The organism is Flavobacterium sp. DG2-3, assembly GCF_030730925.1.
In the GTDB taxonomy this organism is placed as follows: Bacteria; Bacteroidota; Bacteroidia; order Flavobacteriales; family Flavobacteriaceae; genus Flavobacterium.
In genome coordinates, this window is sequence record NZ_JAVAMB010000006.1 from 219,909 (window position 1) to 244,725 (window position 24,817).

The following is a 24,817-nucleotide window of genomic DNA, read 5'->3' on the forward strand; positions in this document are numbered from 1 at the left end:
TTATTATTGGGATTTCAACACAATTGGAATTTGGAATTTTATTTTTTGGAATTTCAATAAAAAATTGGAATTTGGAATTTATTTTATTGGAATTTCATTTTAAGCAATAACATTAGCCTTCACACCTTCAAAATTCCCTTTCAAGTGTGCCGCATTTGCTCTTCCGCTTGGATCAAGGTTTTCTTGCCATTTCGGAATCCATTTACGAACGGTTTGTGCTGCGCTGACCTGCGGATAGAATTTATGAAAAATCGATCTGTACAGATACGCTTCTTTAGTCGTTGGTGAATTATACGGAAATTCTGCACTTGCTCCAGCTAATTGCTCATCTGTAACTTGCGAAGAACAGTATTCAATCAATTCATCAACCCAATTGTATCCTACTCCATCAGAAAACTGTTCTTTCTGACGCCATAAAACTTCTGAAGGCAAATAAGGATCTTCTGGAGTATCGAAAGCTTTTCTTAAAATATATTTTTCAACGCCATCATAATTTTTTGGCTGTTTTTCTTCTGTTTTAATTCGAATGGCCACATCTAAAAATTCGGTATCCAAAAACGGAATACGAACTTCTAATCCATTTGCCATTGTCGTTTTATCTGCACGCAGTAAATCGGCTGTAAAAAGCTTCTGCACTCTTTCTATAGTTTCATCTTGAAATTCTTCTTCAGAAGGCGCATTTCTAAAATATAAATGCCCTCCAAAAACTTCATCTGCCCCTTCGCCCGACAAGATCACTTTTATGCCTTGATCTGCAATTGCTTTAGAAAGCAAATACATTGGAACACCTGAACGCACAGAAATAATATCATAAGTCTCGATATGATAAATTACATTCTCCAAAACTTTAACCCCTTCTTCAACAGAGAAATGAATTTCGTGATGTTCTGTTCCTAAAAATGCTGCCGCCTTTCTAGCCGAAATATTATCCGGAGCATCTGCATCTAATCCGATAGAAAAAGAATGCAGTTTTTCTCCCTTTTCTTTTAGCAATCTCGAAGTGATTGCCGAAATCAAAGATGTATCCAAACCTCCTGACAGCACTACTCCTAGAGGCACTTCTGCCAATAGACGTTTGCGAGTAGCCTGAATCAGACTTTCGCGAATCAATTCTAAATCTAGCGGTTGAGTTGCTTTTTTATGATCTTCGTATTCTGGATGATAATATTTTACAAAACCGGTTTTTGCGGTATAATAATGTCCTGGAGGAAAAGTAGAAAACGATTTGCACTGGTCGGCAATAGATTTCATTTCTGAAGAAAAATAAATTCTTCCTCTTTCGTCTAAACCATAATATAAAGGTTTCACTCCAATCGGATCGCGACCTGCAATATATTTATCACCGTCAACCACCACAAAAGCAAAATCTCCGTCTAGCTTATTACAGAAATCATAACCGAATTCTTCATAAAGATGCACAATTACTTCTGAATCTGATTCGGTTCTGAAAGTATGATTTTTTAAAACCGTATTTTTAAGTTCCTGATAGTTATAAATTTCACCATCATGAATCATCCAAGCTTTATCAGTACCTTGAATTGGCTGTTTCCCAGAAGTAAGATCAATAATCGACAAACTTTCATGGCATAATATACTGCCATTTTCCATAATGTGAATATCGCTTTCATCAGGGCCGCGGTGCGACATTCTTTCAGAAAGTTCTTTTACAAGTTTGGGGTCTTTTCCTTTACCAATTACAGCTAATAATCCAGACATAATCTTTTATTTTATTATTCTATTTCCTCTAGTGTTCAAAATATAAATTGAACATTAAAAAATCATTAAAATTTTTCAGCGAAAGCAAAACTATGTATTAATTTTTGCTTTCAGCTATTAAATTGATTAAAATATTTAGAATTCAGTATCAATTCAGCAGATTTCAAATATATTAAAAGAAAGTCAAACAACTGTATTTGAAAGTGTGCAAACTTTTTCAAATCCTATTATTTAACATCTTTAGACAAGAAAAACGCTCTCGGCTAGAGAACGTTTTTCCTAAAAAATATATACTAATTCTAAAAATTAAACTCTTTTTTATGCCTTAACATAAGCATCATCGTGAACATTGGCAACTGCTCTTCCTGATGGATCGTTTAGGTTTTTGAAAGCTTCATCCCACTCCAAAGCAATTTTTGTACTACAAGCCACACTTGCTTCTTGAGGTACACATAATGCTGCTGCATCGCTTGGAAAATGTTCTGTAAAAATAGAACGGTAATAATACTCTTCTTTTGAAGTTGGTGTCTGCAATGGGAATTTAAATCTCGCGTTTGCCAATTGCTCGTCCGAAACTTCTCTTGCCACTACTTCTTTCAAAGTATCAATCCAGCTGTATCCTACTCCATCAGAAAACTGCTCTTTTTGTCTCCAAGCTACACTTTCTGGAAGCATATCTTCAAAAGCTTTACGAACAACCCATTTTTCCATCGGGTGCTCTTTGTTGATCATTTTATCTTGTGGATTGATGCGCATGGCAACATCCATAAATTCTTTGTCTAAGAAAGGCACACGCCCTTCGATTCCCCAAGCTGCTAAACTTTTGTTAGCACGTAAACAGTCGTACATATGAAGTTTTCCTAATTTACGAACGTTTTCTTCGTGGAATTCTCTTGCGTTTGGCGCTTTGTGAAAATATAAATATCCTCCGAAAAGCTCATCTGCCCCTTCTCCCGAAAGAACCATTTTGATTCCCATAGATTTAATCACTCTCGCCATTAACCACATTGGAGTCGAAGCTCTAACTGTAGTTACATCATACGTTTCTAAGTTGTAAATTACATCACGAACTGCATCTAAACCTTCTTGGATTGTAAATTTAATTTCGTGGTGAATAGTTCCAATATGATCTGCTACTTTTCTCGCTGCTGCTAAATCTGGCGAACCTTCTAAACCAACTGAAAAAGAGTGCAATTGCGGATACCAAGCATCTGTAGTATCATCTGACTCAATTCTTTTTTGAGCGAATTTTTTAGCTACAGCTGAAGTAATAGAAGAATCTAAACCTCCAGAAAGTAAAACCCCGTAAGGAACATCACTCATTAATTGTCTGTGAACTGCTGCTTCTAGCGCTTCTTTAATTGCAGGAATACTTGTTTCATTATCTTTAACTGCATCATATTCTGTCCAGTCTCTTTTGTACCACTGTACAAATTCTCCATCTTTACTTGATAAATAGTGTCCCGGAGGAAACAATTCGATTTTTGTACAATATCCTTCTAAAGCTTTTAACTCAGAAGCCACATAAAAAGTTCCGTGCTGATCCCATCCAATATATAATGGAATAATTCCCATATGGTCACGAGCTACAAAATATTCATCTTTATCAACATCGTAGATTGCGAAACCGAAGATTCCGTTTAATTCGTCAACGAAACTTACTCCTTTTTCTTTGTATAAAGCCAAAATAACTTCACAGTCACTTTCAGTTTGAAAGTTATATTTACCCGCAAATTGTTTACGCAGCTCTCTGTGGTTGTAGATTTCCCCATTTGCAGCCAAAACCAATTTTTTATCTTCTGTAAATAAAGGTTGTTTTCCAGACGCTGGATCTACAATTGCCAAACGCTCGTGAGAAAGAATTGCTTTATCATTGCTGTAAATTCCGCTCCAGTCTGGTCCGCGGTGACGAATGATTTTTGACATTTCTAATACTTGAGGTCTTAACGCTTCGGCTTTTTGTTTAAGATCAAAGGCACATACAATTCCACACATAATTCTATATTTTTATTTTTTAAATTTTAATTTGATAGGGCAAAGATGGAGTATTAGTTACAATTGAAAAACACAATAATCGATTTTAATTTCAATTTAAAACCACAATTAAGCATTTACATATAAAATGTAAAATTTTGATATCAAAAAAAGCTTGAAACTTGAAAATTTCAATTTTGAACAGAAAATTGCTTTAAAACTGAAAGTTTTAATCAAATTTTTAAATTAATTTTTGAGTTATTTCTTTATGAATGAAAGATTCGTAAAGAGAAGAAGAAAAGTTGTTTTGGAATTATGGTTTATGCAAGAACATAGTGTTTGTCATTTCCTAATTCCGAGTGAAGATCTAAAGTAATAATCTCGCAAAGTCGCTAAGACGCAAAGTTTCTTAATTGAAGGAATGGTCGGATTTAAATTACGTAACCTTTGTCAAAGTTTGAAACTTTGACAAAGGTGATGACGAAGTGAAACTTACTCTACACTTTCTATAGTATAATGCGTCTTATTAATTTCAAATTGAAAACCAGCTTTATTCCCCATCAAATGTGCTCCAAGCGGAGATTGTGGAGACAGCGCAATAACATTAATTCCGTCAATAGCGATTTTTGGAAGTGCAACACTTACATATAAATAAATGCCGTTGGCTTTTACCAAACTTCCTAAACTGATGTTTTCTGTAGTTTTTGAAGGATCAATTTTTTCTAAAATCGCTATTTGAGCAATCGCTTCCTTCAATTTATTCGTAAGCTTTTCCTGTTCGATATGCATCATCGACAAAGCCGTTTCGTGCTTATCGCCGGCAGAACCTTTGGCATCGTTTTTAGAATCTTCGGTTAAGTTCGAAATCATGTCTTTAAAAACATCGATTCTATCTTGAACCATTTGAGTGTAATGAGAGTATATTTTTTCTTTGAAGTCCATAGTTAATTTTGCCACGAAAGTGCTAAGACACAAAGATCGTTAAAAAGCATTTAAATATCTTACTGCTTAAGGAATTTCTATTTCTACAATTACAAAAATTTAAAAAGCCACAAATTCACGAATTTACTCCAAAAAATCCATGAATCCGTGGCTTAAAAAAAAGGCACTTCTATATTAATATACTCTTTGTGTCTTAGTGTCTTTGTGGCTAAACGATATTAAAAATCAAATTTATAATTAGCTCCTCCAAGAATCTGGAATCCTTGCACCGGATAATTTAACCATTTTTGATAAGCTTGATTTCCAATATTATTTGCTTTCAAGAAAAACGTTAAACGTTCGCTGAATTTATAACCTACATGAGCATTGGCATCAAAATAGCTTTTCAGCGTTGTAATGACTGGATCAACTGTCAAATTTAAATTCGATTGCATATCTTTTCTTTCGCCCACATAAAACACATTCAATCCTGCGTACCATTGCTTAGTAATACTAACGTCTAAAGTTGAACTTAATTTCATTGATGGCAAATTCCATGCTTCGACATTATTATCTGTACTATAACTATTAAAAGTTCCGTTGATTCCGAAAGTTACATTCTGAGAAAAATCGGCTTTTAATTCTCCGTAGAAACGGAAAGTTCTAATATCTTCATACACTACGCCAAACGAGTTTCCGAAAGCGTAATCTTCGTTTGTAACAACTTCAGTATAATCATTGGCTTTAAACAATGCTTTATCTTTTTCGTTTAAATAAGAAGCGGTCAAGTTATAATTAACATTATTAGCCAATTTTCCTTTTAGTCCAGCAAAAACATTATACTGCGTGCTAGACGGACGCATATTTAAAGTTGGAGACAAAAACGGATTATCGGTTACAAAATCTGCATAAGAATTCTGGTTCAAAGCTCCATTTACCCCTGTGTAGAAAATCATCAAATCGCCAACCAGTCTGTAAGAAGCGTTTACTTTTGGATAGAAATAAAATTTGTTTCCGCTGTTTTCAGAATCTGCGCTGTAATAAACTCCCGCACCTAATTCAAGAGTCCATTCATTTTCATTGATTACAAAACTTGGTTCGATTCCAACATTTGTAAAACTATATTTTAAAGCTTCTGTATTGTCTTGGAAATAATTATTCTTGAAAGAACCGCTTACGTGATCTACAATAACGTTTGTTTTAATCGCCTGATCCATTACGTCAACAGTAAAAGTCGGTTTTACATAAAAACGATTTTCTGATGAAGAATAACTGTCTGAAAAATGAGTGAATTTTGTAGACAGTTTACTGAAAATACTTTCTGCAAATTCTGCATTTCCGCCCAGCCAAATCGTATTATAAGAATGATCCGGATTAATGCTGTTTACCAAATCATAACGCTGATCTGGAATTGTCGATCCAAAATCTGAAGGAAGTCCATACCAATTATAAATCTGATTTTGATACCCTAAATCTACTCCCCAAGTTACATCTCTATTATTCTGTCCGTAACCTACATTAATTGCCGTATCGTAGAATTCATCATTCAATTCCACATCTTTAATTCCGCCTTGAGACGAATGATGGCGGAACATTCCTGCCACATAATCATTGTTTCCTAAATCCTGATTTACAAACAATTCAGCATTTAAAGTGCTATAATTACCCAAACCTAAAGTAGCATAATTATTGAACAATCTTTCTTTCTTTGCTTTTTCTACGCCTTCTGCTTTTCCTTTAGAAGGAGTAAAAGTTGATGCCACGGGAACAGACAAAATACTGTACTTTATGACTTCTTTCGGCTGATTTCCGCTGTCGTCAAGCGAAGGTGTTTCTTTCACTTTAAAAGCATCTGAAATAGTTGGCGAATACGGTTTTACAACATTTACTGTCTCGGTTCCGATACTTTCGTTTTTCTTCTGTGCGATCGAAAACTGAGCAGCAAATAACACTAACAAAATGATAATTTTATGTCGGCAGTTTAATTTCATATTTCTTTCTTTTGAGAGCATTATTTAGAGAAAAGAAAATAGAATAAAGAGAATAGAATTCTCATTTTTCTACATTTTCTCATTTCATTTGCTCTACATTTTTTGTTCTATTTTCTATATTCTAAAATCTGTGTTCTATTCTCTATATTCTTAAATCTAAAATCTACAGTCTTAAATCTAAAATTAATTAAGCTTCCCACTCCCCTTTGGCCACAAACTGAGTTTTTCCTCCTATTGTAATATCGTATTGATCGTTGGCTAATTTTCCTTTCAAATGAATCTGAGAAGGGCGCCCCATATAATCTCCCTGATAATTGATTTTTTCAATTTCTGGCGAATGGTATTTTAAAAGATAAGCTTGCAGACAAGTACTTGCGCTTCCTGTCGCCGCGTCCTCTTTCAGCTGATTGTGTTCAATATATAAAAGTCTGCTTGCCAGTTTACCATCTTCAAAACTATAGAAATACAATCCTTGGTGATCGGTTTTGCAATGCTGTTTCAGCCATTTATCTGTTTTGTCTTTATCTAAAGCCAGATTTTCTAAAGCTCTTTTACTATTTAAGGGCACGATTACAAAAGCACTTCCTGTTGTCACTTCCTGAATTAGATATTGATTGTCAAAATCATCAATTGTCAAATTGCTGAAAGACGGAAAATCTTCTTTTCCGAAAACATCCCAAAACTTTGGTTGTGCTGCTTTTAACCAAATCAAGTCTTCTGATTGCTTAATTTGAATTGGCCCAATCGGAACTTCAACTGTTATATTTTCAGGCGAATTTTCAAAAACTTTGTTCATCAAAACCCACGAAGTCCCAATAATTGGATGCCCTGCAAACTGCATTTCTTGAGACGGAGTAAAAATTCTGATCTCCGCTTTATTCTTTTCTTTGTCCAGTTTCGTAATAAATGTGCTTTCTGAAAAATTCATCTCAAGCGCTATCTGCTGCATTTCTTTCGAACTTAAATTTCCAGCATCTAAAAAAACCGCCAGCTGATTTCCAGCATATTTTTTATCTGTAAAAACATCAACTATGTAAAAAGGTAAACTCATTGTTTTTCTTGTATTTTGTTTTTAGTCCCTAGTCCTTAGTTGTTATTCTTTAGCGTTTTTCCTATTATTAAGGACTAGGGACTAAAAAACTAAGGACTATAGAGACTATTTGTTAATTGAAGAATTCGTTTTTGACTCTTCTGATTTAATAGCGCTTAATTCTCTTTTCGCTTCTTCCACCACATCTGGATAATCGGTAAAATTGTTGATTACGTTATCTAGAATATAAGTCGCCTGATAACTGTCTTTCAATCCGTAGAAGTTTTTCGCCATTAAGACCAAACCTTTTGCACCATAATATTTGTAAGCCGAATAACTTTTTGCCAGTTTCTGAACCGCAGTATTCGAAGCTTCAAATTTTCCTTCTTTTGTTTTAAAATAAGCATCATAATACAAAGCTTCAGCAGCCAATTCTCCTTTAGAAGTTGTAGCCAGTTTTGCATAAGCCGCTTTTGCTTTGTCTTCATTTCCAGTTTGCATTGCGGCACGTGCCACGATAATTTGCGCATCGGCTTTTACGCCTGCATCCGATTTTGGATTTTCTAATACTTTATCTGCTGCAACAACCGAATTGTCATAATCTTTTTTATCGTAATAACATTTCATTAAATTGGCTTGCGCAAAAGTTTTATTCTGAGGATAATCTGCCTCTTTTTCTAGACTTACCAAAACCGGAATTGCTTTATCGCAATCTTTTGCTTTTAGATAAATCTGAGCCAGTCTGTTTAAAGCCTGCTCTGTAAATTCGTTTCTTGGCTGATCAATTACATATTGATAATTGGCAATAGATTTTGTTTCAGAACCTTCGGCATACGTTAATTGTCCTAAATAAAAATTAGCTTCTAACGCATGTAATCCGTTCGGGAATTTGCTTACGTAACCCGCAAAACCAGTACTTGCTGCTTTGCTGTTATTCTGGCTGTATTGTTTGAAAGCTGCATCGTAAGTATCATTATCCAATTCTGCATCTGTAACCGAAACAAAATCCAATGTACGAACCCAAGTTGCATATTCGTCTACCTTTCCAGAATCAACATAGATTAATCTTGCTGTCGAAACTGCTTCTAAAGCTTCTGGAGTTTTTGGGAATTCTGCCGCCACTTTTTTAAACTTCGTTAAAGCTTGTGCATCACGATCAGAATTATAGTAGATTAAACCTTGTTTTAAGATTGCTTTTGAAGTAAATGTTCCGTTACCGAATTCAGAAATCAACTGATCGTACGTTTTAATTGCTTGATCGTTTTTCTTTTCTGCCACATACGTATTTCCTAATTCGAACAAAGCATCATCTCTGTACGATGATTTTTTGTACATCTGAAGGAAATTATTCAACTCGTCTACTTTCTTCGCATTATTTGACATAAATCCATAAGAAAGCGCTTTTTGAAACTGAGCATAATCTGCATCTACACCTTTCGCCGAGATTGCTTTCGCGTAAGCTTCATTTGCAGCACTGTATTTAGAAGTCACAAAACGGCAATCTCCTAAACGCAAATACGAATCGTTTAAACGAACTTTATCTGAAGGCGATTGATCAATCTGAGCTTGAAAAGAATTTGCAGCCTGATCGTATTCTTTCAGTTTGAAGTACGTGTAACCAATATTGTAGTTGATATTTTTATATTCGTCAGTCGATTTTGCAGCAGCCATTCCGGCAAATTGCTTGTACGTTAATAATGCGTTTTGCATATCATCGTTCAAATATTCTGTTTCTGCTTTCCAGAAAGTGGCACGTGCTGTAAATTCAGGAGTTTTTTGTTCGCTTATCGCGCTTTTAAACAGTTTACCCGCTTCCTGATAATTATTCTCATTGTACAATTCTAATCCACGATAAAAAAGTACTTTTTGATACGCTGCTTTATTTTCTGCAGTTCTATTTTTTTCTAATAAAGCCAGTGCTTCTTTGTAGTTTTTAGAAGAAATATAAGAATCGACCAATAATTTCTCTACCTCAGCACGGCTTGCATTATTCGGATATTTTTTAAGGAAATCTAATAAAATTCCAGGAACAGCTTGGTACGCGTTTCCAATATCATAACTCAATTTTGCATAGTTTAACGCAGCATCTTCTTGAATCTGTGCATTAAAATCCATTTCTGAAGCATTTTTAAAAGCATTTAAAGCTTCTTGCTTTTTACCAATATTCAGATAACTCAAACCTAAATGATAGTACGCATTTTGAGCCACAAAATCTTTTCCTTCAATAATTTTGTTAAATTGAGAAATTGCTTTTTCGTAGTTTTTCTGCTCGTAATACGCATAACCTAACTGATAAAAATCGGTATTATTCCACTTCCCTTTTTTACCTGCATATTGCTCTAAATATGGAATTGCTTTTCCGTATTGTTTTAGGTTGAAATAACTTTCTCCTATAATTTTATTTAGTTCCGATTTTTCAATTTCATTTGATTTGCCCATCGCCTGCTGACCTAAATCAATTGCTTTTTGGAAATTTCCAAGTTTGAAATTCATATCAGCTTGATAGTACGACAGTTTTTCTTTGTATTTTTCTTCTCCCGAAACCTCATCAAAATATTTTGTAGCTTCTTTATAATCATCTCCTTCATAAGCCATAAAACCTAAGTAATATTTGGCTTGAGAACCGTATTCTTTAGAATTTACTACTTTATTAAAATAGTTCGTCGCTTCTTTTTTCTTTTTAGCATTAAAATAGCTGTAGCCTTTCATAAAGTTAAACTTATCAGACTCAGCTTTGCTCATGTAGCTTTCATCAACTTTATCAAACCACATTAACGCTTTTGGATAATTTCCCTGTTCGAAGAAAAATTGCGCTGCTTCTATATAAGCCTGATTTTGCTTCGTACTTGTTGGATAATCATTAACAAACTGTTCTACCAAAGCATCAGCATTTGCCTTATTCGTTCTTATAGCGCAATTAGCAATATAAAAAGCACAATCCGATTTCACTTCCTCGGTAATTGCGGTATTTTCATTGTTTTTTACGTGCTCAAAAATAAGTTGAGCCGAGGCATATTGTTTGTCGTTATATAAAGCCAGTGCTTTGTCAAAATCCTTTAATTCGTAAGTGTAAATAGCTGATTTTTGTGCGGAAGCTATAGTCGAAGCAAGGAAAATTTGGAATAAAAAGAACCTGGAAAGTTTACGCATTTTAATAATATTTAGTATTCAAATGTATCATTTTTATACGGTTTATAACGAAACGTTTCAAGCTTTTATTATCTTTAAAAAATTAAACTTCTTCATTTTTTTTAACAAATCAATCTCAAAATATTGGTTCTCAAAGCGTATAAAATAATTTAAAACCATATAAGTTATATAAGTAAATATAAATAAGTCGTAAAATTTTAGCCCAGTTTTACTGAATGAACTTATATGGCTTATATGGTTTAATTACATTTAAACTTTTTCATAAGAATTCATTTAAATTTATTTTGAATCCAAGCGTTATCTTATTACTTTTACCATTCAAACCAATTTTATTATGTCACAAACCGTACTGTCTCTTAAAGAAGTCACTATATATCAAGAAGGAAGAAAAATTATCTCTCACATTAACTTAGATGTTAACCATGGTGAGTTTATCTACATTATCGGGAAAACTGGTTCTGGAAAAAGTAGTTTTCTAAAAACTTTATATGCTGATTTACCGTTAGTTGAAGGCGAAGGACATATTGTTGAATTTGATTTGGCAACTTTAAAAGAAAGTGAAATTCCGTATTTAAGACGTAAAATCGGAATTGTGTTTCAAGACTTTAAACTGCTTCCAGACCGTTCTATAAAAGACAATATGCTTTTTGTTTTAAGAGCTACAGGATGGGTTGAAAAAGAAGCCATGCAACATAAAATTGATGAAGTTTTGGACAAAGTTGGAATGAAAGACTTTGTAAACAAAATGCCGCATCAGCTTTCTGGAGGAGAACAACAGCGTGTTGCAATCGCTAGAGCGCTATTGAACGACCCAGAATTTATCCTTGCTGACGAACCTACAGGAAATCTTGATCCACAAACAAGTTCTGAAGTTTTAGAAGTTTTAAAAGCGATTAATGCCGCAGGTAAAACCGTTATTATGGCAACGCACGATTATGCTTTATTAATGAAATTCCCTTCTAAAACCTTAAAATGCGAAGATGAAAGAATCTTCGAAGTGGTGCAAAGAAGCGTGTAATGCTTTCCATTTTAATTCCGGTTTATAATTATAATGTTTTTCCGCTGGTTTTAGAACTTAAGCGACAAGCCGATAATTTAGGAATTGAATATGAGATTTTGGCACAAGATGATTTCAGCCAAAATTTCGCAAATGAAAACACGCAGATAAATACACTCGAAAATTGTTCTTTTTCGATCAATACTGGAAACTTAGGCAGAGGAAGAAATATTAATTTATTATGTTCCAAATCAAAGTATAATTTTATCTTGATTATGGAGGCAGATGCTTTGCCAGAGAATGAATTTTATCTTAAAAATTATATTGAATTACTTTCAAATTCAACATCAGTAATTTTTGGCGGTGTAAAATACCCCGATATTGTTCCTTCTAAAGAAAAAATACTTCGATGGAAATATGGCTTAAAAAGAGAAAGTAAATCTTTAAATCAACGACTTCAAAATAATTATGATTTTGTATTTACGTGGAATTTAATTTTAAAAAAAGAAATTATCTTACAATTTCCATTTCCAGAATTCATAAAAGATTATGGATATGAAGACCTGATTTTTATAAATAATCTGCGCTTAAATTCGATTCCTGTTTCACATACCGAAAATCTGCTGATTCATTACAACAATGAAAACAGTATCGATTTTATTGAAAAAGCTGAAAAAGCTGTTCAAAACTTACACAACTTAGTCCAATTTCATAAAATTGATCCTGAAAGCACTAGATTAACAAAGTTTCATTCACTTTTAAATAGGCTATATTTAACTGGAATTGCAAAAGCTATTTATAGCATAACAAAAAAGAGAATATTAGCCAACTTAACTTCAGAAAAACCAAATTTATATCTTTTAGATTTTTATAAATTAGGTTTTTATTGCGATTTAAAAAAATAATCAGCTATGGTCTTTTTTTCGGTAGTTATTCCGTTATACAATAAAGTTGATCATATCGAAAACACTGTCAAAAGTATTCTCGGTCAAACTTTTATTGATTACGAAATCATTATAATAAATGATGGATCTACCGATGCAAGTGAAACTATTGTTAGAAGTTTTAATGAAAAAAGAATTAAAATCTTTAATCAAAAAAATCAAGGCGTTTCTGTTGCAAGAAATTTTGGAATTGAGAAATCTTCTGGAAAATTTATTGCCTTTCTTGATGCTGATGATTATTGGTTTCCAAATCATTTAGAAGAATTGAACAAATTAATTCTTGATTTTCCAAATTGTGGCATTTATTGTTCTCGATACAAAACTAAAATCAGCACAAACCATTTTAAAACCCCAGTATTTCAAGGAATAACAAATTCTTTTAGCGGAATTATCAATGATTATTTTTATTCTAATCGACCATCCCGCATTACTTGGACTTCATGTTTAGCTATTTCAAAAGAAATTTTAGAAAACACAGGAGGTTTTACGCCTGGCGTAACAAATGGTCAAGATTTAGAGTTATGGACAAAAATCGGGGTTAATTTTCCTGTAGCAATTACGAATAAAACTACTGCAGTTTATAACTATGATATTGGAAAAAGTTTGAGTAAACGCGAAATAAATTCGATGAGTTTAATGGATTTTGAACAATTCAAAATCTTTGAAAAGCATAATCCTTCTCTTAAAAAATTTCTCGATTTATATCGAATTGAATATGGATTACACTACTATATTTTTGGGAATAAAACCAAATTCAATTTTTATTTAAAAGATGTTGATAAGGAAAATATTCCTTTTAAAGTTCAATTTTTATTAAAAGTTCCGCCTTTTATTTTGCAGGTTTTTCTAAAATTAAAAAGAAAATTAAAACAAAGCGGAATTGATTTTTCTATTTACAAGTAGCATACTTAATAAAATCATCAAAATTTCTAATATAATCTTCTTCTATATAAACTTCTGAAGCTATTACCAGACAAAGAGAACCTGAAGAGAAATTTTGCAATTCTCTCCAAATTCCAGGATTAATCAATAATCCTTCGTAAGGTCGATTTAAGGTAATTATTTGCTCTTTTTCCCCATCTTTCAAAACCACATCAAAACTACCGCTTAAGGCAACCAAAAATTGTCGAAGCTTTTTATGAGCATGTCCTCCTCGTTCGGCTCCAGCCGGAACATCATACAAATAATACACTCTTTTTATATCAAAAGGAACAGTGCCATTTTCGATAACTGAAAGATTGCCTCTTCGCTCTTCTATTTTCGGAATAGGTATTATTTGTGCTTTATCGTTCATTATCATTTTACTTGCTTTGTTGAAACGTTTTATGCCCTTTTATTGCATTTCTGAAAATAGCATTCAGATTATTCATTTTTATTTTCTTGTGTTTTAAATCAAAAAACATCTTTACAAAAATCCAAAAAAGATATTTTTCTTTAAAGATTCTAGTAAACAATGCGCCGCTAATAAAATACCTGTCTAATATATCTCTTTTCTCTGAAGAAGTTGAGTTTTTATGTTCAACAATTATCTGCGGTTCAAAAACGAGCTGTTTATTATCTTTCTTTAAATCTGATAAAAAAACAGCTTCTTCTCCCATCTCAAAAATTCCTCCCAGTCCGAAATTTTCATCAAATCTATATTTTCTAAAATCAACTTGAAATTTATTTAATGTTAATTCGATAGAACTTGTATTCAAGATATCAAAAGCATTTAAACGGCTTTTAGAATTGGTTGAATATTTATTCAAAAGCTTTTTATCTGCTTTTAGAGCGCTAAATTTTATAACCGCCGCATTCGGATATTTATGATATGCATTGATTATTTTTGCAATAAATCCTTTCTCAAACACTACATCATCATCCGAAATTAAAAGAATTTTTCCAGTCGCATTCTGTAAAGCTAAATTTCGACTTTTAGAAAGCCCTTTTTCAAATGAGTTTATAACTCTTATATTTGGATAATTCGAAGTAAGATTTATTTCATTTTGAACCTGATTGATTATTAATATTGAAATTTTCGAATAGTCTAAAGATGAAAACATGGGAACTAAAAACTCCAACGAATCTCTGTTCATTGTCGAAATTAATATCTCCAAATCTTTTTCTTCAAACAAAATATTCATTTTTCAATTCTATTAAACAATCATAAACACTTTAATATTCTTATTTTTGAATTTTACAAATTCATTTTAACAACTCAATTTCAATATGCACAATCTTCCTTTAGTAACTGTCATTTGTTTGTGCTACAATCATGATAAGTTTGTAATTGAGGCTTTAAATTCTATTGTAAATCAAACTTACAAAAATATTGAAATTATAGTTGCTGATGACTTTAGTAATGATTCTTCTGTAAAAGAAATTAAAGAATGGCAAAAGAAGCATTCTCACGCTAAACTTGTAATTAATGAAAGCAATTTAGGCAATACCAAAACCTTTAACAAAGCTCTAAAATTATCAAATGGAGATTATATTATTGATTTAGCTGCAGATGATATTTTATTACCAAACTGTGTCGAAGAACAGATTTCCACTTTTTTCAAATCTAAAACTGAGCGTTTGGCTATAGTTTATGGAAATGCCGAAATTATTTCTGAAGACAAATCACATCTCAACTATTATTACAAAGTTGGTGCTGATAAAAAAGCAATACTAAAACCTGCTTCTGGAGATATTTACAAAGCGATTTTAAGCCAAAGCAGTATGATATGTTCTATCAGTTCAATGATAAAAAAAGAAGTATTATTAGAGCTAAACGGCTACGATGAAAATTTATCTTATGAAGATTTAGACATATGGATTAGAACTTCAAGAAATTACAACTTCGAATTCATAGATTCTATTTTAGTTCAGAAAAGAGAACTTCCCAACTCTTTAGGAAATATGTTTTATAAAAGATTTAATTCAAGAACAAAAAAGATAAATCGATCGACTTATTTAATTATAAAAAAGGCAATTGCATTAAACCAAACTAAAGAAGAAAATAAAGCACTTTTAAAAAGACTGCATTTTGAAATGGAAAAAGCGTATAGAACTTTAGATATCTTGCTTTTTATAAAATATATTCCTTTGGAATTAAAATTACGTTTTAGCTAATTTCTGTTTTAAAAAATCGCTTACAATCATTGAACATTTCTCTGCGCCCAAATTATGTAAATGATCTGCATCGTAAAAATCATCATTATAAAAACGAGAATCTAAAAAGAAAAAAGCATAACTAACTGGTCAATTAAAACAAACTCTTCTTAAAATAAACACACAACACAAACAAATAAATAAAATTTTCTAGCGCATATCCAATTACAACACCTTCAATTCCATAAATTTTAATAAAATACAAACTGAAAAAATACAGAACTGCAAACGAAAATAATTCGGTTAAAATAAATGCAGAAGTCTTTTTTTTCGCAAAAAACTGATATCCTAAAATAAGAGCACAAACTTTAAAAATATCTCCCAAAAGCTGCCAAAAAAACAAATCGGTTACAGGTAAAAAATCTTTCGTAAAAAGCAGTCTGACAATAAAAAATCTCATAAAATAAATGAGAGTGAGTGCTATACCAAAGATCGGCAAAATGAACTTATAATACTGCAATAAGATGTTTTTTGTTTCTAAATCACTTTGGGTTTTAGATAGTTTTGGTAGAAAATAAACGCTTACAATAGTACTTACAAACATTAGATAATAGGACGAAATTCTCGTCATTGATTCCCAATTTCCCGCCTGTTCCATTCCTAAATTCTGAATAATATGATTTCGAATTGCAAGAAATACAAAAGGTCCAAAAACAGACGAAACAAGCGCCATTAAAGAGTATGAAGAAAGATTCTTCAAAATTTTAATATCGAAAGAATCTAATTTTATAATTTGAAGAAACTGAATCTCTCGCTGAACTAAATAAAAAGTAGCAAAAAATAGCAAAGCTGGCGCAATTACAATTGCAAATAAAGCTCCAGAGGTTTTGAATTGTAGAATTAGAAAAATGGAAGTTAGTAAACCAATAATATTTCCGATAATGTTGATCCAAATTACTTTTTGAAATTTGCCTAAACCATTAATTACAGCAATTAAAAAAATAGAAAGTCCGTAAGTTGGCAAAACCAATGCTAGAACTTTAAAAACAATTAAATATTCGATGTTATTTCCAAAGATTTTCTGGTTCCAGTAAGAAGCTGTAAAGAATAAAATTCCGCTTAGCAGAAATGCAACAAACAATAAACTGATAAAAACAGTAGAAACTATTTTTTGAATTTCAATTTTATTTTTTTCATTTTCAGCTGTATATTTTACAATTCCGTTTTGAAAACCTAAAGAAGAAATATTCTCTAATGAAGTCAAGAAATTCCGAAGATTTCCAACCAAAGCCATTCCGCTGGGACCAACAAAAACCGCTAATATTTTTGAAGTTATTAATCCGATTCCAATTTTTAAAGCAACACTTAAACTGTTTAAAGATGTGATCTTAAACAAGCTTGTTTGAATTATTTTTCTATAGAAATTCAATTAGTATTGGTTTAAAACTTCAATAATAAAATCTACTTCCAAGTCATTCAAAACGGGACTTATCGGTAAGCTTAAAACTTCTCTATGAATTTTTTCTGTGATAGGAAATGACAAATTATTCCATTCTTTAAAAGCTTTTTGCTGGTGTGGCGGAATTGGATAATGTATAACGGTTTGAATATTATTCTGAGTTAAATATTCTTGCAAGTTTTCTCTATTTTCTGTTCGAATGACAAACAGATGAAAAACATGATTATTGGAAAAATCCCAAAACGGCAGCGTTATTTTATCATTTTTAATTTCTGCTAAATATCGTTTTGCAATGGTTCTTCTTTTCTCATTATCAGTATCCAAATTAGGCAATTTCAGATTTAAAAATCCAGCCTGCAATTCGTCTAACCTCGAATTTACACCAATAAATTCGTTGTGGTATTTTTTTTCTGAGCCATAATTTCGAAGCGAAAAAAGCACTTTTGCCAATTCAGAATCGTTTGTTGTAATCGCCCCGCCATCGCCCAAACAGCCTAAATTTTTGCCTGGGTAAAAGCTGTAAGCAGAAGCTGATTTTAGATTGTTGATTTTAGATTTTAGATTTCGAGCTAAATCTCCAGAATTTGAAATTTGGGATTTAAAAATATTGGAATTTGCATTAACACCGTGACTTTGTGCACAATCTTCAACAACAATTAAATTGTTTTTTTCTGCTATTGCATTGATTCTTTCCATTTCAGCCAATTGTCCGTATAAATGAACAGCTAAAATGGCCTTGGTTTTTGGAGTGATTTTTTCCTGAATTAAATCTGGATTTATGTTGTAAGTTTCTAATCTTGGTTCAACTAAAACTGGAATTAAATCGGCTTGTAAAATAGCCAAAATACTTGCGATATAAGTATTTGCAGTAACAATTACCTCATCTCCTTTTTGGAGTTTTCCGAGTTCGATGTATCCTTTAAAAATGAGAACCAAAGCATCAAAACCATTTCCTACTCCGATGCAATATTTAGAATGGCAATATTCGGCAAAAGCTCTTTCAAAAGTTTCTACTTCCTTTCCTAAAATATACCAGCCGTTTTCCAGAACCGATTTCAGTTTTTCCTGAAAAGCAGTTTCATACGGTTCGTTTATTTTTTTTAAATCCAGAAAAGAAATCATAATGTAAGTTTGTAAAAGTCCTGACTATAAACACTGCAGCCTAATTCTTCTTTTTGCTTTATAAGACCTTTATTATAACCAAATTCATTTTCCTCACCCACAATACCCATATCAAAGAAATGCTTTCCTTTTCTTTTATATTTATGGATCAAATTGACGAACAAAAAATCAAGCGCTCTGAATTCTTCTCCTGTTTTTGAAGTTGCGCCGTATTGAGATTTTACAACATTTTTAGTTTCAAAAATGGTTATTCCTGCAATAATTTCGTCATTTCTATAAGCAGAGTATTGTTTAATATTTTGAGGGAATTTAGATTTTAAAAGTGTTATTTCTTCTTTTGAATGGACTGGCTTTATATCGAATTTTTCTAATAATCTTGGCTCTAGAACTTTCTCCCAAAACGGATCGAGATTCTCTTCTTCAAAAATATCTAAATCTAGATTTTCAATTCTTCTAAAGTGTTTCATTTTGCTTTTTGAAATCTTTAAAGGAATTGTTAGATTAACAGCGAGATTCATTTCTTTTCGTTCTAAAACCGCTCCTCTTTTCATTAAAAAAAAGTCGATTGCTGCATTTCCTTCTGAAAAATAAAAATCTGGAATTGGCTTATAATAAAGAGTTTCGAATTTATTTTCTTTCAAAAAGAAGAAAATTTCATCTAAAATTGATTCTACTTTTTCTGCTTTCAATTTCGACAAAAACACTAATCCTCCATAGGTTAAACCTTGGTGAGAATATATCGAATTTCCTTTTTTATTGGCGGGAAGAATAGCGCGCAGTTTTTCGTCTTCGAAAACTAAAAGCGAAAAATCTTCAAAGCGGTCTTTATGATATTCCATAAAATCGCGATGAAATAAAAAAGTAGCGTTTTTGGCTTGAGCGACAAAATCGTTCCAAATAGTATAATCGTTTTTATTGTATTTTCTTATGACGAATGTTTTCAAAGCTTTATTTTTTTTCCACGAATTTCACCAATTTTCACGAACTAAATTAGTGCAAATTCGTGAAATTCGTGGCTGAATATTTTTCTACTTATGATCGAATGCTTTTAAATGCCATTTGTATTTTACAGCCATTAATCGAACTACAATAATTACAAGAGATGTAACCAGATATAATATATCGTCATTTAGGTTTAGTTTTCGTAATCCAAAAAATACAATTCCTCCTAATATACAAATGGTTGCATAGATTTCTTCTCTAAAAACGTTTGGAATTTCGTTACATAAAATATCACGAATTACACCGCCAAAACAGGCTGTCATGGTTCCTAACGCAATACAAATTGCCGGATGAAGTCCTGTTAGAATTCCTCTTTCGAGACCAATTAAAGTAAAAACGCCAAGACCAATTGTGTCAAATAAAAACAACGAAGTTCGAAGTTTATCGAAGCTTTTTCTGAAAAGAATGGCTAGAAAAAATCCTAAAATGATTACGTAAACATATTGCATGTCGCGCATCCACCCAACGGGAGTTCTTCCGATTAAAACATCACGAAGTGTTCCGCCTCCAACTGCAGTTACAAATGCAATGATAAAAACCCCAAACGGATCTAGTTTTTTGTGCATTGCGGTTAAGGCGCCAGACATTGCAAACGCCATGGTCCCAATAATATCGAGTAGGTGAAACATTCTTTCTGAGTTGCTGAGTTTCTAAGATTCTAAGCTGCTAAGCTTTTCTTAACAAAAAGCCAAAGTTACAAAGTTGCAAGGAATAATCTTAGCAAATCTGACTCGTAAAAGTACTTATCATCTTTTCACGTAAATCGGACTTCTTTTTAGCAAATATGTGATCGAATCTATCCAACTGTCTTTTACTGCCAATAATGGCTTACGGGTTTGCGAGTAGATCTTGTCTTTATTTTTATACATGTCAAAATAAACCGTATAGTAATAATACACCTGATTGTTTGCTGTTGTGGTAGAAATATCGCTTGAAGATACTTTTTTGTTATTGTTGCTCACTTTTGTATCTCCACTGCTGTAGGTAGTAGCTGTAGAGGCTGTTCCAATGGTATATGAAATTTTTGCAGCCACTATATTATCCACTCCTAGTATTTTTTCAAGATCTGCAATTGGAGTTTCATCAATATTGTTATGATCGATTCCTGCTTTGTGCAAAAGGCTATTGGTTGTTCTTAAATCCTGAACCGTTAACGGTAAAATATTCGACGCTTTATCCAACAGTTTGTTATACAGATCATTTTGAGCAAATTTTGCCATATCTTCAGAACCTTGCTGATTATCGGCGTTTACGTAAGGAACTGGCAGTACTGCAATCGTATTAGGTTTCATCTCTGCAGTTTCAATACTTTGAGAAGTATTTTGAGCTGAGCTGTTTGAACTTGAAGACGCATCAAAAGTTTGAGTTCTTCCGCTTGCAAAATCGATTCTCGCGATCTGCGAAACATCTAGCGAAATCTGAATTGTTTCGCCAGGAAGCGAATAGTCTACGGTTTTATCAGACATTTTTAAAATCGTACAATCGATTATCTGATAATCTCTTTTTATAATTCTATCTAATTTTTTTCCGCTTTGTGCAAAAGTAATACAAGCAGATAATAGTACTAGTAACACTAGAAATGGCTTTATAATTTTCATTTGTTGGAAATTTTTGAATTAAAAATGTATCGTAAATATATTGATAAAATTTAAAAAATTATCAATAAAACTCAAAAAACACTTTTAAATCTTTAATGAAAAATCACATATTCTGAGTATAGAAATTATAGTCTTTTAAAATGACACGAATAAAATCGCTATTATTTCCAGATTGATTTTTTATGCCTGTTACGCTTTCAATTTTGGCTACCAATTTGTAAATCACTTCATGATCGTTTTTAGCAACCGCTTTTTGAAAGGTTTCTTTAATAATACGCATATCATTGTCTGAAAGCTTAATTACCAAAGGATAAGTTGGCACATAAGCTTCGCCAATTTCTTCTAAAATAGTATGGCTGATATTAATTCTATTCTTTAAAGTAATTACTGCTGTTCCTGCCGCCATATCGCCCAATCGCTGCGATTTCTGACTTGTGATAACCGCAATAAGTCCAGGAAGTCCGAAGAAGGTAAAAAAGTCTATTACTCTAAAAAACCAGCGGATTAAATAGTCACCAAAACCTGCCTGATAACCATCCATTTTTACGACTTTAATTTTTAATAACTTTTTGCCAAGTGACTGCCCTTCAAAAACACTTTCTAAAACTAGCGAGTAGACTATAACTGGCGAATAGAGCATTAAAAAAATCGCTCCTCGTGACCAACCGTCCAAATTAACCATTAGCCGATCTAGTTGCAACCAGTCAAAAAGAACTATTGAAAGTGCTGTTATATAACAGATTATAATAAACATATCAATAAAAAAAGCACCCAATCTTTCGCCTACAGAAGCAGCAATAAAATTTATTTTGACATTTTGTGTCGTGTTAATAGATAATTCTGACATATTTCATATTTTAGCCTACAATGAGAGAAATCGCCTTTATAAAACAAAACAGAGAAAAATGGCTCGAGTTTGAGCTGGCAATTTTTGGTAAAGCTAAAAAAAATCCTGATGAATTAGCTAATTTGTACATTCAAATGATGAATGATTTGTCGTATGCTCAAACGTATTATCCTAAAAGTAAAACGGTTGTATACCTTAATCATCTTGCGTCTCAAATTTATCAGAAGATTTACAAAACCAAACGTACAGACCAGAACCGCATTATTGATTTCTTTAAAATCGAAGTGCCTTTATTGGTTTACGAATACAGAAGATATTTGGTTTATGCTTTCGCATTGTTTTTTGTCACTGTTTCAATTGGCGTTCTTTCTGCCCGTTACGATCGTGATTTCGTGCGTTTAATTTTAGGCGACGAATACGTAAATATGACTTTAGCAAACATCAAAAAAGGCAATCCGATGGCCGTTTACGGTTCGGGCAGCAATTGGGGAAGTTTTATTGGCATTACCGTAAACAACCTTTTTGTAGGCGCAAAATGCTATTTCTATGGTATATTTGTAGGAATTGGCACTTTTAATATATTTCTTCAAAACTGCATTATGCTGGGTTCTTTTCAATATTTTTTCTACGAACAAGGCGTTTTCTGGAAAAGTGTTCGCGGAATTTGGATTCACGGTTCTATGGAAATCTTTGCCATTGTAATCGAAACCACTGCAGGATTTATTTTAGGAGCTTCTATCCTATTTCCTAAAACTTTCTCCAGATTGAATTCTTTCAAAATTGGTTTCAAAAACAGTTTCAAAATATTTTTGAGCACTTTCCCTTTCACGATAAGTGCCGGATTTTTAGAAGGCTTTATTACCAGATATTCTATCGATATGCCCAATTGGCTAAGCAGTTTTATTATTTTAGTTACGCTTGCGATAATTTCGTTTTATTACTTGGTTTATCCTTTTATCGTACATAAAAAAATTCATTCTTTAACCGCCGAAAAACTTTAAGAACAAGTAATGACCAGATTATTATTTATTTTATCTTTTCTTTTGTGCTGCGGTATTTCTCAGGCTCAGGATTCTATTCCTTTAACTCTGGATCCTCCAAAAATTACTGGAATTAAATATACCGAAAAAGACATTCAAGTTGATTCTAGAACTGTAGAAGCCAGACATTTTGAAAAGAATTTCAAGAAAAAATATACCGATAAAAATTTTATCTACGAATATAAAACTCCCGAAAAAAACTGGTGGGATCATTTTAAGCATTGGCTGGCGAGACAAATTTTCAATTTGTTTAATTTCAGCAGTGTAAAAACATCTCTGAATTTTGTTGCAATTCTGTTTAGAATAATCGCAGTTCTGGTGGTTATAGTTTTGATTTATTTTATTGCCAGAGCTTTGACCAAACAAGAAGGAAGATGGATTTTTGGAAAGAATACCAAGAGAACTTTATTCTATTCAGATGCAGAGAAAAACATCCATCTTTTAGATTTTGAAAAATTGATTAAAGAAAGCATTGAAGCCGGCGAGAGAAGAATTGCAATAAGATATTACTATTTATGGCTTTTGAAAGTTATGGCACAACATCATTTTATTGAATGGGATATCGAAAAAACCAATTCTGATTATTTGTACGAATTGCAGAATCCTGCTCATAAAGAAGAATTTACCTATCTTTCTTATCTGTACAATTATATTTGGTACGGAGAATTTGAAATTGACGAAGCAACATTCAGAAAGACTGAAAACAGATTTAAAAAAGCATTAAAAACCTTTAGTAATGGATAATAAAGTTAAAATATACATTGCTATTCTGGTTTTAATTCTCGGAATAACATTATTAGTAGACAAAGGACAGCCAAAACCTATTGATTGGACTCCGACGTACTCTGTTGAGGATAAAATTCCATTTGGATTGTACGTTTTTGATCAGGAAGCTGATGGCCTTTTTAAACAAAAAGTAGAAAGAATTTCTACCCAGACGCCTTATGAATATCTGGACTCGCAATATGATGCAAGAGAAAATGTAGAAACTTATAAGATTAAAGGAACTTTCATTAATATTTCTGAGGCTGAAAACATTGACGATCAGTCGATGAAAGAAATTTTATATTTTGTCTCTCACGGAAATAATGCTTTTTTAAGCATGAAAGTGTTTCCGAAAGTGTTATTGGATTCTTTAAAAATTGAATTGAAAACCGATTTTATTCCCAATGACAGCACTTCGGCTTGGATGGCAAATAAAAACATAAGTCAAAAAAAATATACTTTTAATACAGGTCTAAGTGATTATTTTTCTAAAATTGATACTTTAAACACAAAAATTTTAGGATACCAATCTACTCGTAAAAACAAAAGGCAAGTCAATTTTATTGAAGTTCCGTATAAAAATGGATATCTGTATTTGCACACACAGCCAGTCGCTTTTACCAATTATAATCTACTGAAAAAGAACAACTATCAGTATACTGAAAATCTAGTATCCTATATTCCAAAAGGAAATATATTTTGGTACAATAAAAGTTTTAACGACAAGCGAATTTCAAGTTCTCCGATGCGATACATTTGGAGTCAGCCCGCTTTGAAATCGGCTTGGTATTTGGGCATAATCGGAATTCTTATTTTCATGATTTTCAACGCCAAAAGAAAACAGCGCATTGTGCCAATCATAAAACCTTTGCAAAATTTAACCGTTGATTTTACTAAAACAGTTGGAAATTTATATTATCAGGAAGGCGATCATACCAATATTATTGACAAAAAGATTATTTACTTTTTAGAAAAAATTAGAACCGATTATTTGATTGACACTGCGAAACTAGATGACGATTTTATAACCAAATTGCACTATAAAACAGGAAAAGACAAAAAAGACATTCAAGATTTGGTACAATTAATTAATGACCACCGAAATAGTTATCACGGAAGTCTGGAAGAAGATCTTCTTAGAATAAATACAGCAATAGAAAAGATTTTAAATTAACTAAAAATAGTT

At 32.2% G+C, this 24,817-nt stretch carries 21 protein-coding genes; 7 read left to right on the forward strand and 14 right to left on the reverse strand.

What is annotated here, in order from left to right:
• Nucleotides 1–99 precede the first annotated feature (99 nt).
• The 6 genes from asnB (Q9Q97_RS10960) to Q9Q97_RS10985 form a co-directional block, all read right to left on the reverse strand.
• Entirely contained in the window at nt 100–1,716 is a 1,617-nt protein-coding gene (asnB, locus tag Q9Q97_RS10960; protein ID WP_306156907.1) for an asparagine synthase B, read from the reverse strand.
• 318 nt (nt 1,717–2,034) lie between these two features.
• Entirely contained in the window at nt 2,035–3,711 is a 1,677-nt protein-coding gene (gene asnB / locus Q9Q97_RS10965; RefSeq protein WP_306156908.1) for an asparagine synthase B, read from the reverse strand.
• 471 nt (nt 3,712–4,182) lie between these two features.
• Nucleotides 4,183–4,632 (reverse strand): hypothetical protein, encoded by a 450-nt coding sequence (locus Q9Q97_RS10970; RefSeq protein WP_306156910.1) that lies wholly within the window; start codon nt 4,630–4,632, stop codon nt 4,183–4,185.
• Nucleotides 4,633–4,850: 218 nt separating this feature from the next.
• A complete protein-coding gene (locus tag Q9Q97_RS10975) occupies nt 4,851–6,602 on the reverse strand; it encodes a TonB-dependent receptor (RefSeq protein ID WP_306156912.1) in 1,752 nt (583 codons plus the stop codon).
• Nucleotides 6,603–6,789: 187 nt separating this feature from the next.
• On the reverse strand, nt 6,790–7,653 hold the full coding sequence (locus Q9Q97_RS10980; protein ID WP_306156913.1) for a PhzF family phenazine biosynthesis protein: 864 nt from the start codon (nt 7,651–7,653) through the stop codon (nt 6,790–6,792).
• A 105-nt stretch (nt 7,654–7,758) separates the two neighbouring features.
• Nucleotides 7,759–10,782: a tetratricopeptide repeat protein gene (locus Q9Q97_RS10985; protein ID WP_306156916.1), complete on the reverse strand. Its 3,024-nt coding sequence runs from the start codon at nt 10,780–10,782 to the stop codon at nt 7,759–7,761.
• Nucleotides 10,783–11,116: 334 nt separating this feature from the next.
• On the opposite strand from Q9Q97_RS10985, the gene Q9Q97_RS10990 reads away from it, so the two are divergent.
• The 3 genes from Q9Q97_RS10990 to Q9Q97_RS11000 are packed head-to-tail and all read left to right on the forward strand — an operon-like array spanning nt 11,117 to nt 13,626.
• A complete protein-coding gene (locus Q9Q97_RS10990) occupies nt 11,117–11,800 on the forward strand; it encodes a cell division ATP-binding protein FtsE (RefSeq protein WP_306156918.1) in 684 nt (227 codons plus the stop codon).
• The gene (locus tag Q9Q97_RS10995; protein ID WP_306156920.1) at nt 11,800–12,684 is read left to right on the forward strand and encodes a glycosyltransferase; all 885 of its coding nucleotides are present in this window, start codon (nt 11,800–11,802) and stop codon (nt 12,682–12,684) included. Before Q9Q97_RS10990 ends, Q9Q97_RS10995 begins: the two co-directional genes overlap by 1 nt.
• A 6-nt stretch (nt 12,685–12,690) precedes the next feature.
• A complete protein-coding gene (locus tag Q9Q97_RS11000) occupies nt 12,691–13,626 on the forward strand; it encodes a glycosyltransferase family 2 protein (protein WP_306156921.1) in 936 nt (311 codons plus the stop codon).
• Here the strand turns inward: Q9Q97_RS11000 and Q9Q97_RS11005 are convergent.
• Together Q9Q97_RS11005 and Q9Q97_RS11010 are read right to left on the reverse strand one after the other, a co-directional pair.
• Nucleotides 13,613–14,017 (reverse strand): FdtA/QdtA family cupin domain-containing protein, encoded by a 405-nt coding sequence (locus Q9Q97_RS11005; protein ID WP_306156922.1) that lies wholly within the window; start codon nt 14,015–14,017, stop codon nt 13,613–13,615. The genes Q9Q97_RS11000 and Q9Q97_RS11005 overlap by 14 nt on opposite strands.
• Before the next feature lie 7 nt (nt 14,018–14,024).
• Nucleotides 14,025–14,846: a glycosyltransferase family 2 protein gene (locus tag Q9Q97_RS11010; protein WP_306156924.1), complete on the reverse strand. Its 822-nt coding sequence runs from the start codon at nt 14,844–14,846 to the stop codon at nt 14,025–14,027.
• Nucleotides 14,847–14,931: 85 nt separating this feature from the next.
• On the opposite strand from Q9Q97_RS11010, the gene Q9Q97_RS11015 reads away from it, so the two are divergent.
• A complete protein-coding gene (locus Q9Q97_RS11015; RefSeq protein WP_306156926.1) occupies nt 14,932–15,819 on the forward strand; it encodes a glycosyltransferase family 2 protein in 888 nt (295 codons plus the stop codon).
• 133 nt (nt 15,820–15,952) lie between these two features.
• Here the strand turns inward: Q9Q97_RS11015 and Q9Q97_RS11020 are convergent, their stop codons facing one another.
• The 6 genes from Q9Q97_RS11020 to Q9Q97_RS11045 form a co-directional block, all read right to left on the reverse strand.
• On the reverse strand, nt 15,953–17,194 hold the full coding sequence (locus Q9Q97_RS11020; protein WP_306156928.1) for an O-antigen translocase: 1,242 nt from the start codon (nt 17,192–17,194) through the stop codon (nt 15,953–15,955).
• 33 nt (nt 17,195–17,227) lie between these two features.
• Nucleotides 17,228–18,379, reverse strand: a complete 1,152-nt coding sequence (locus tag Q9Q97_RS11025) for a DegT/DnrJ/EryC1/StrS aminotransferase family protein (protein ID WP_306156930.1) — start codon at nt 18,377–18,379, stop codon at nt 17,228–17,230.
• Nucleotides 18,376–19,323: a GNAT family N-acetyltransferase gene (locus Q9Q97_RS11030; protein ID WP_306156932.1), complete on the reverse strand. Its 948-nt coding sequence runs from the start codon at nt 19,321–19,323 to the stop codon at nt 18,376–18,378. Before Q9Q97_RS11030 ends, Q9Q97_RS11025 begins: the two co-directional genes overlap by 4 nt.
• Before the next feature lie 84 nt (nt 19,324–19,407).
• Entirely contained in the window at nt 19,408–20,010 is a 603-nt protein-coding gene (locus Q9Q97_RS11035) for a trimeric intracellular cation channel family protein (protein ID WP_306156934.1), read from the reverse strand.
• A gap of 117 nt (nt 20,011–20,127) precedes the next feature.
• A complete protein-coding gene (locus Q9Q97_RS11040; RefSeq protein WP_306156936.1) occupies nt 20,128–20,979 on the reverse strand; it encodes a hypothetical protein in 852 nt (283 codons plus the stop codon).
• Nucleotides 20,980–21,082: 103 nt separating this feature from the next.
• Entirely contained in the window at nt 21,083–21,826 is a 744-nt protein-coding gene (locus Q9Q97_RS11045) for an RDD family protein (protein WP_306156938.1), read from the reverse strand.
• A gap of 20 nt (nt 21,827–21,846) precedes the next feature.
• On the opposite strand from Q9Q97_RS11045, the gene Q9Q97_RS11050 reads away from it, so the two are divergent.
• From Q9Q97_RS11050 to Q9Q97_RS11060, 3 genes are read left to right on the forward strand one after another with little or no spacing between them, the layout of a single operon-like run.
• Complete coding sequence (locus Q9Q97_RS11050; protein ID WP_306156940.1) at nt 21,847–22,827, forward strand: stage II sporulation protein M; 981 nt, start codon at nt 21,847–21,849, stop codon at nt 22,825–22,827.
• Nucleotides 22,828–22,836: 9 nt separating this feature from the next.
• Nucleotides 22,837–23,610 carry a DUF4129 domain-containing protein gene (locus tag Q9Q97_RS11055; protein WP_306156942.1) on the forward strand — a complete coding sequence of 258 codons (774 nt, stop codon included), beginning with the start codon at nt 22,837–22,839 and terminating at the stop codon, nt 23,608–23,610.
• Nucleotides 23,603–24,805, forward strand: a complete 1,203-nt coding sequence (locus Q9Q97_RS11060) for a DUF4350 domain-containing protein (RefSeq protein ID WP_306156944.1) — start codon at nt 23,603–23,605, stop codon at nt 24,803–24,805. The genes Q9Q97_RS11055 and Q9Q97_RS11060 overlap by 8 nt, the downstream gene beginning before the upstream one ends.
• Nucleotides 24,806–24,817 lie beyond the last annotated feature (12 nt).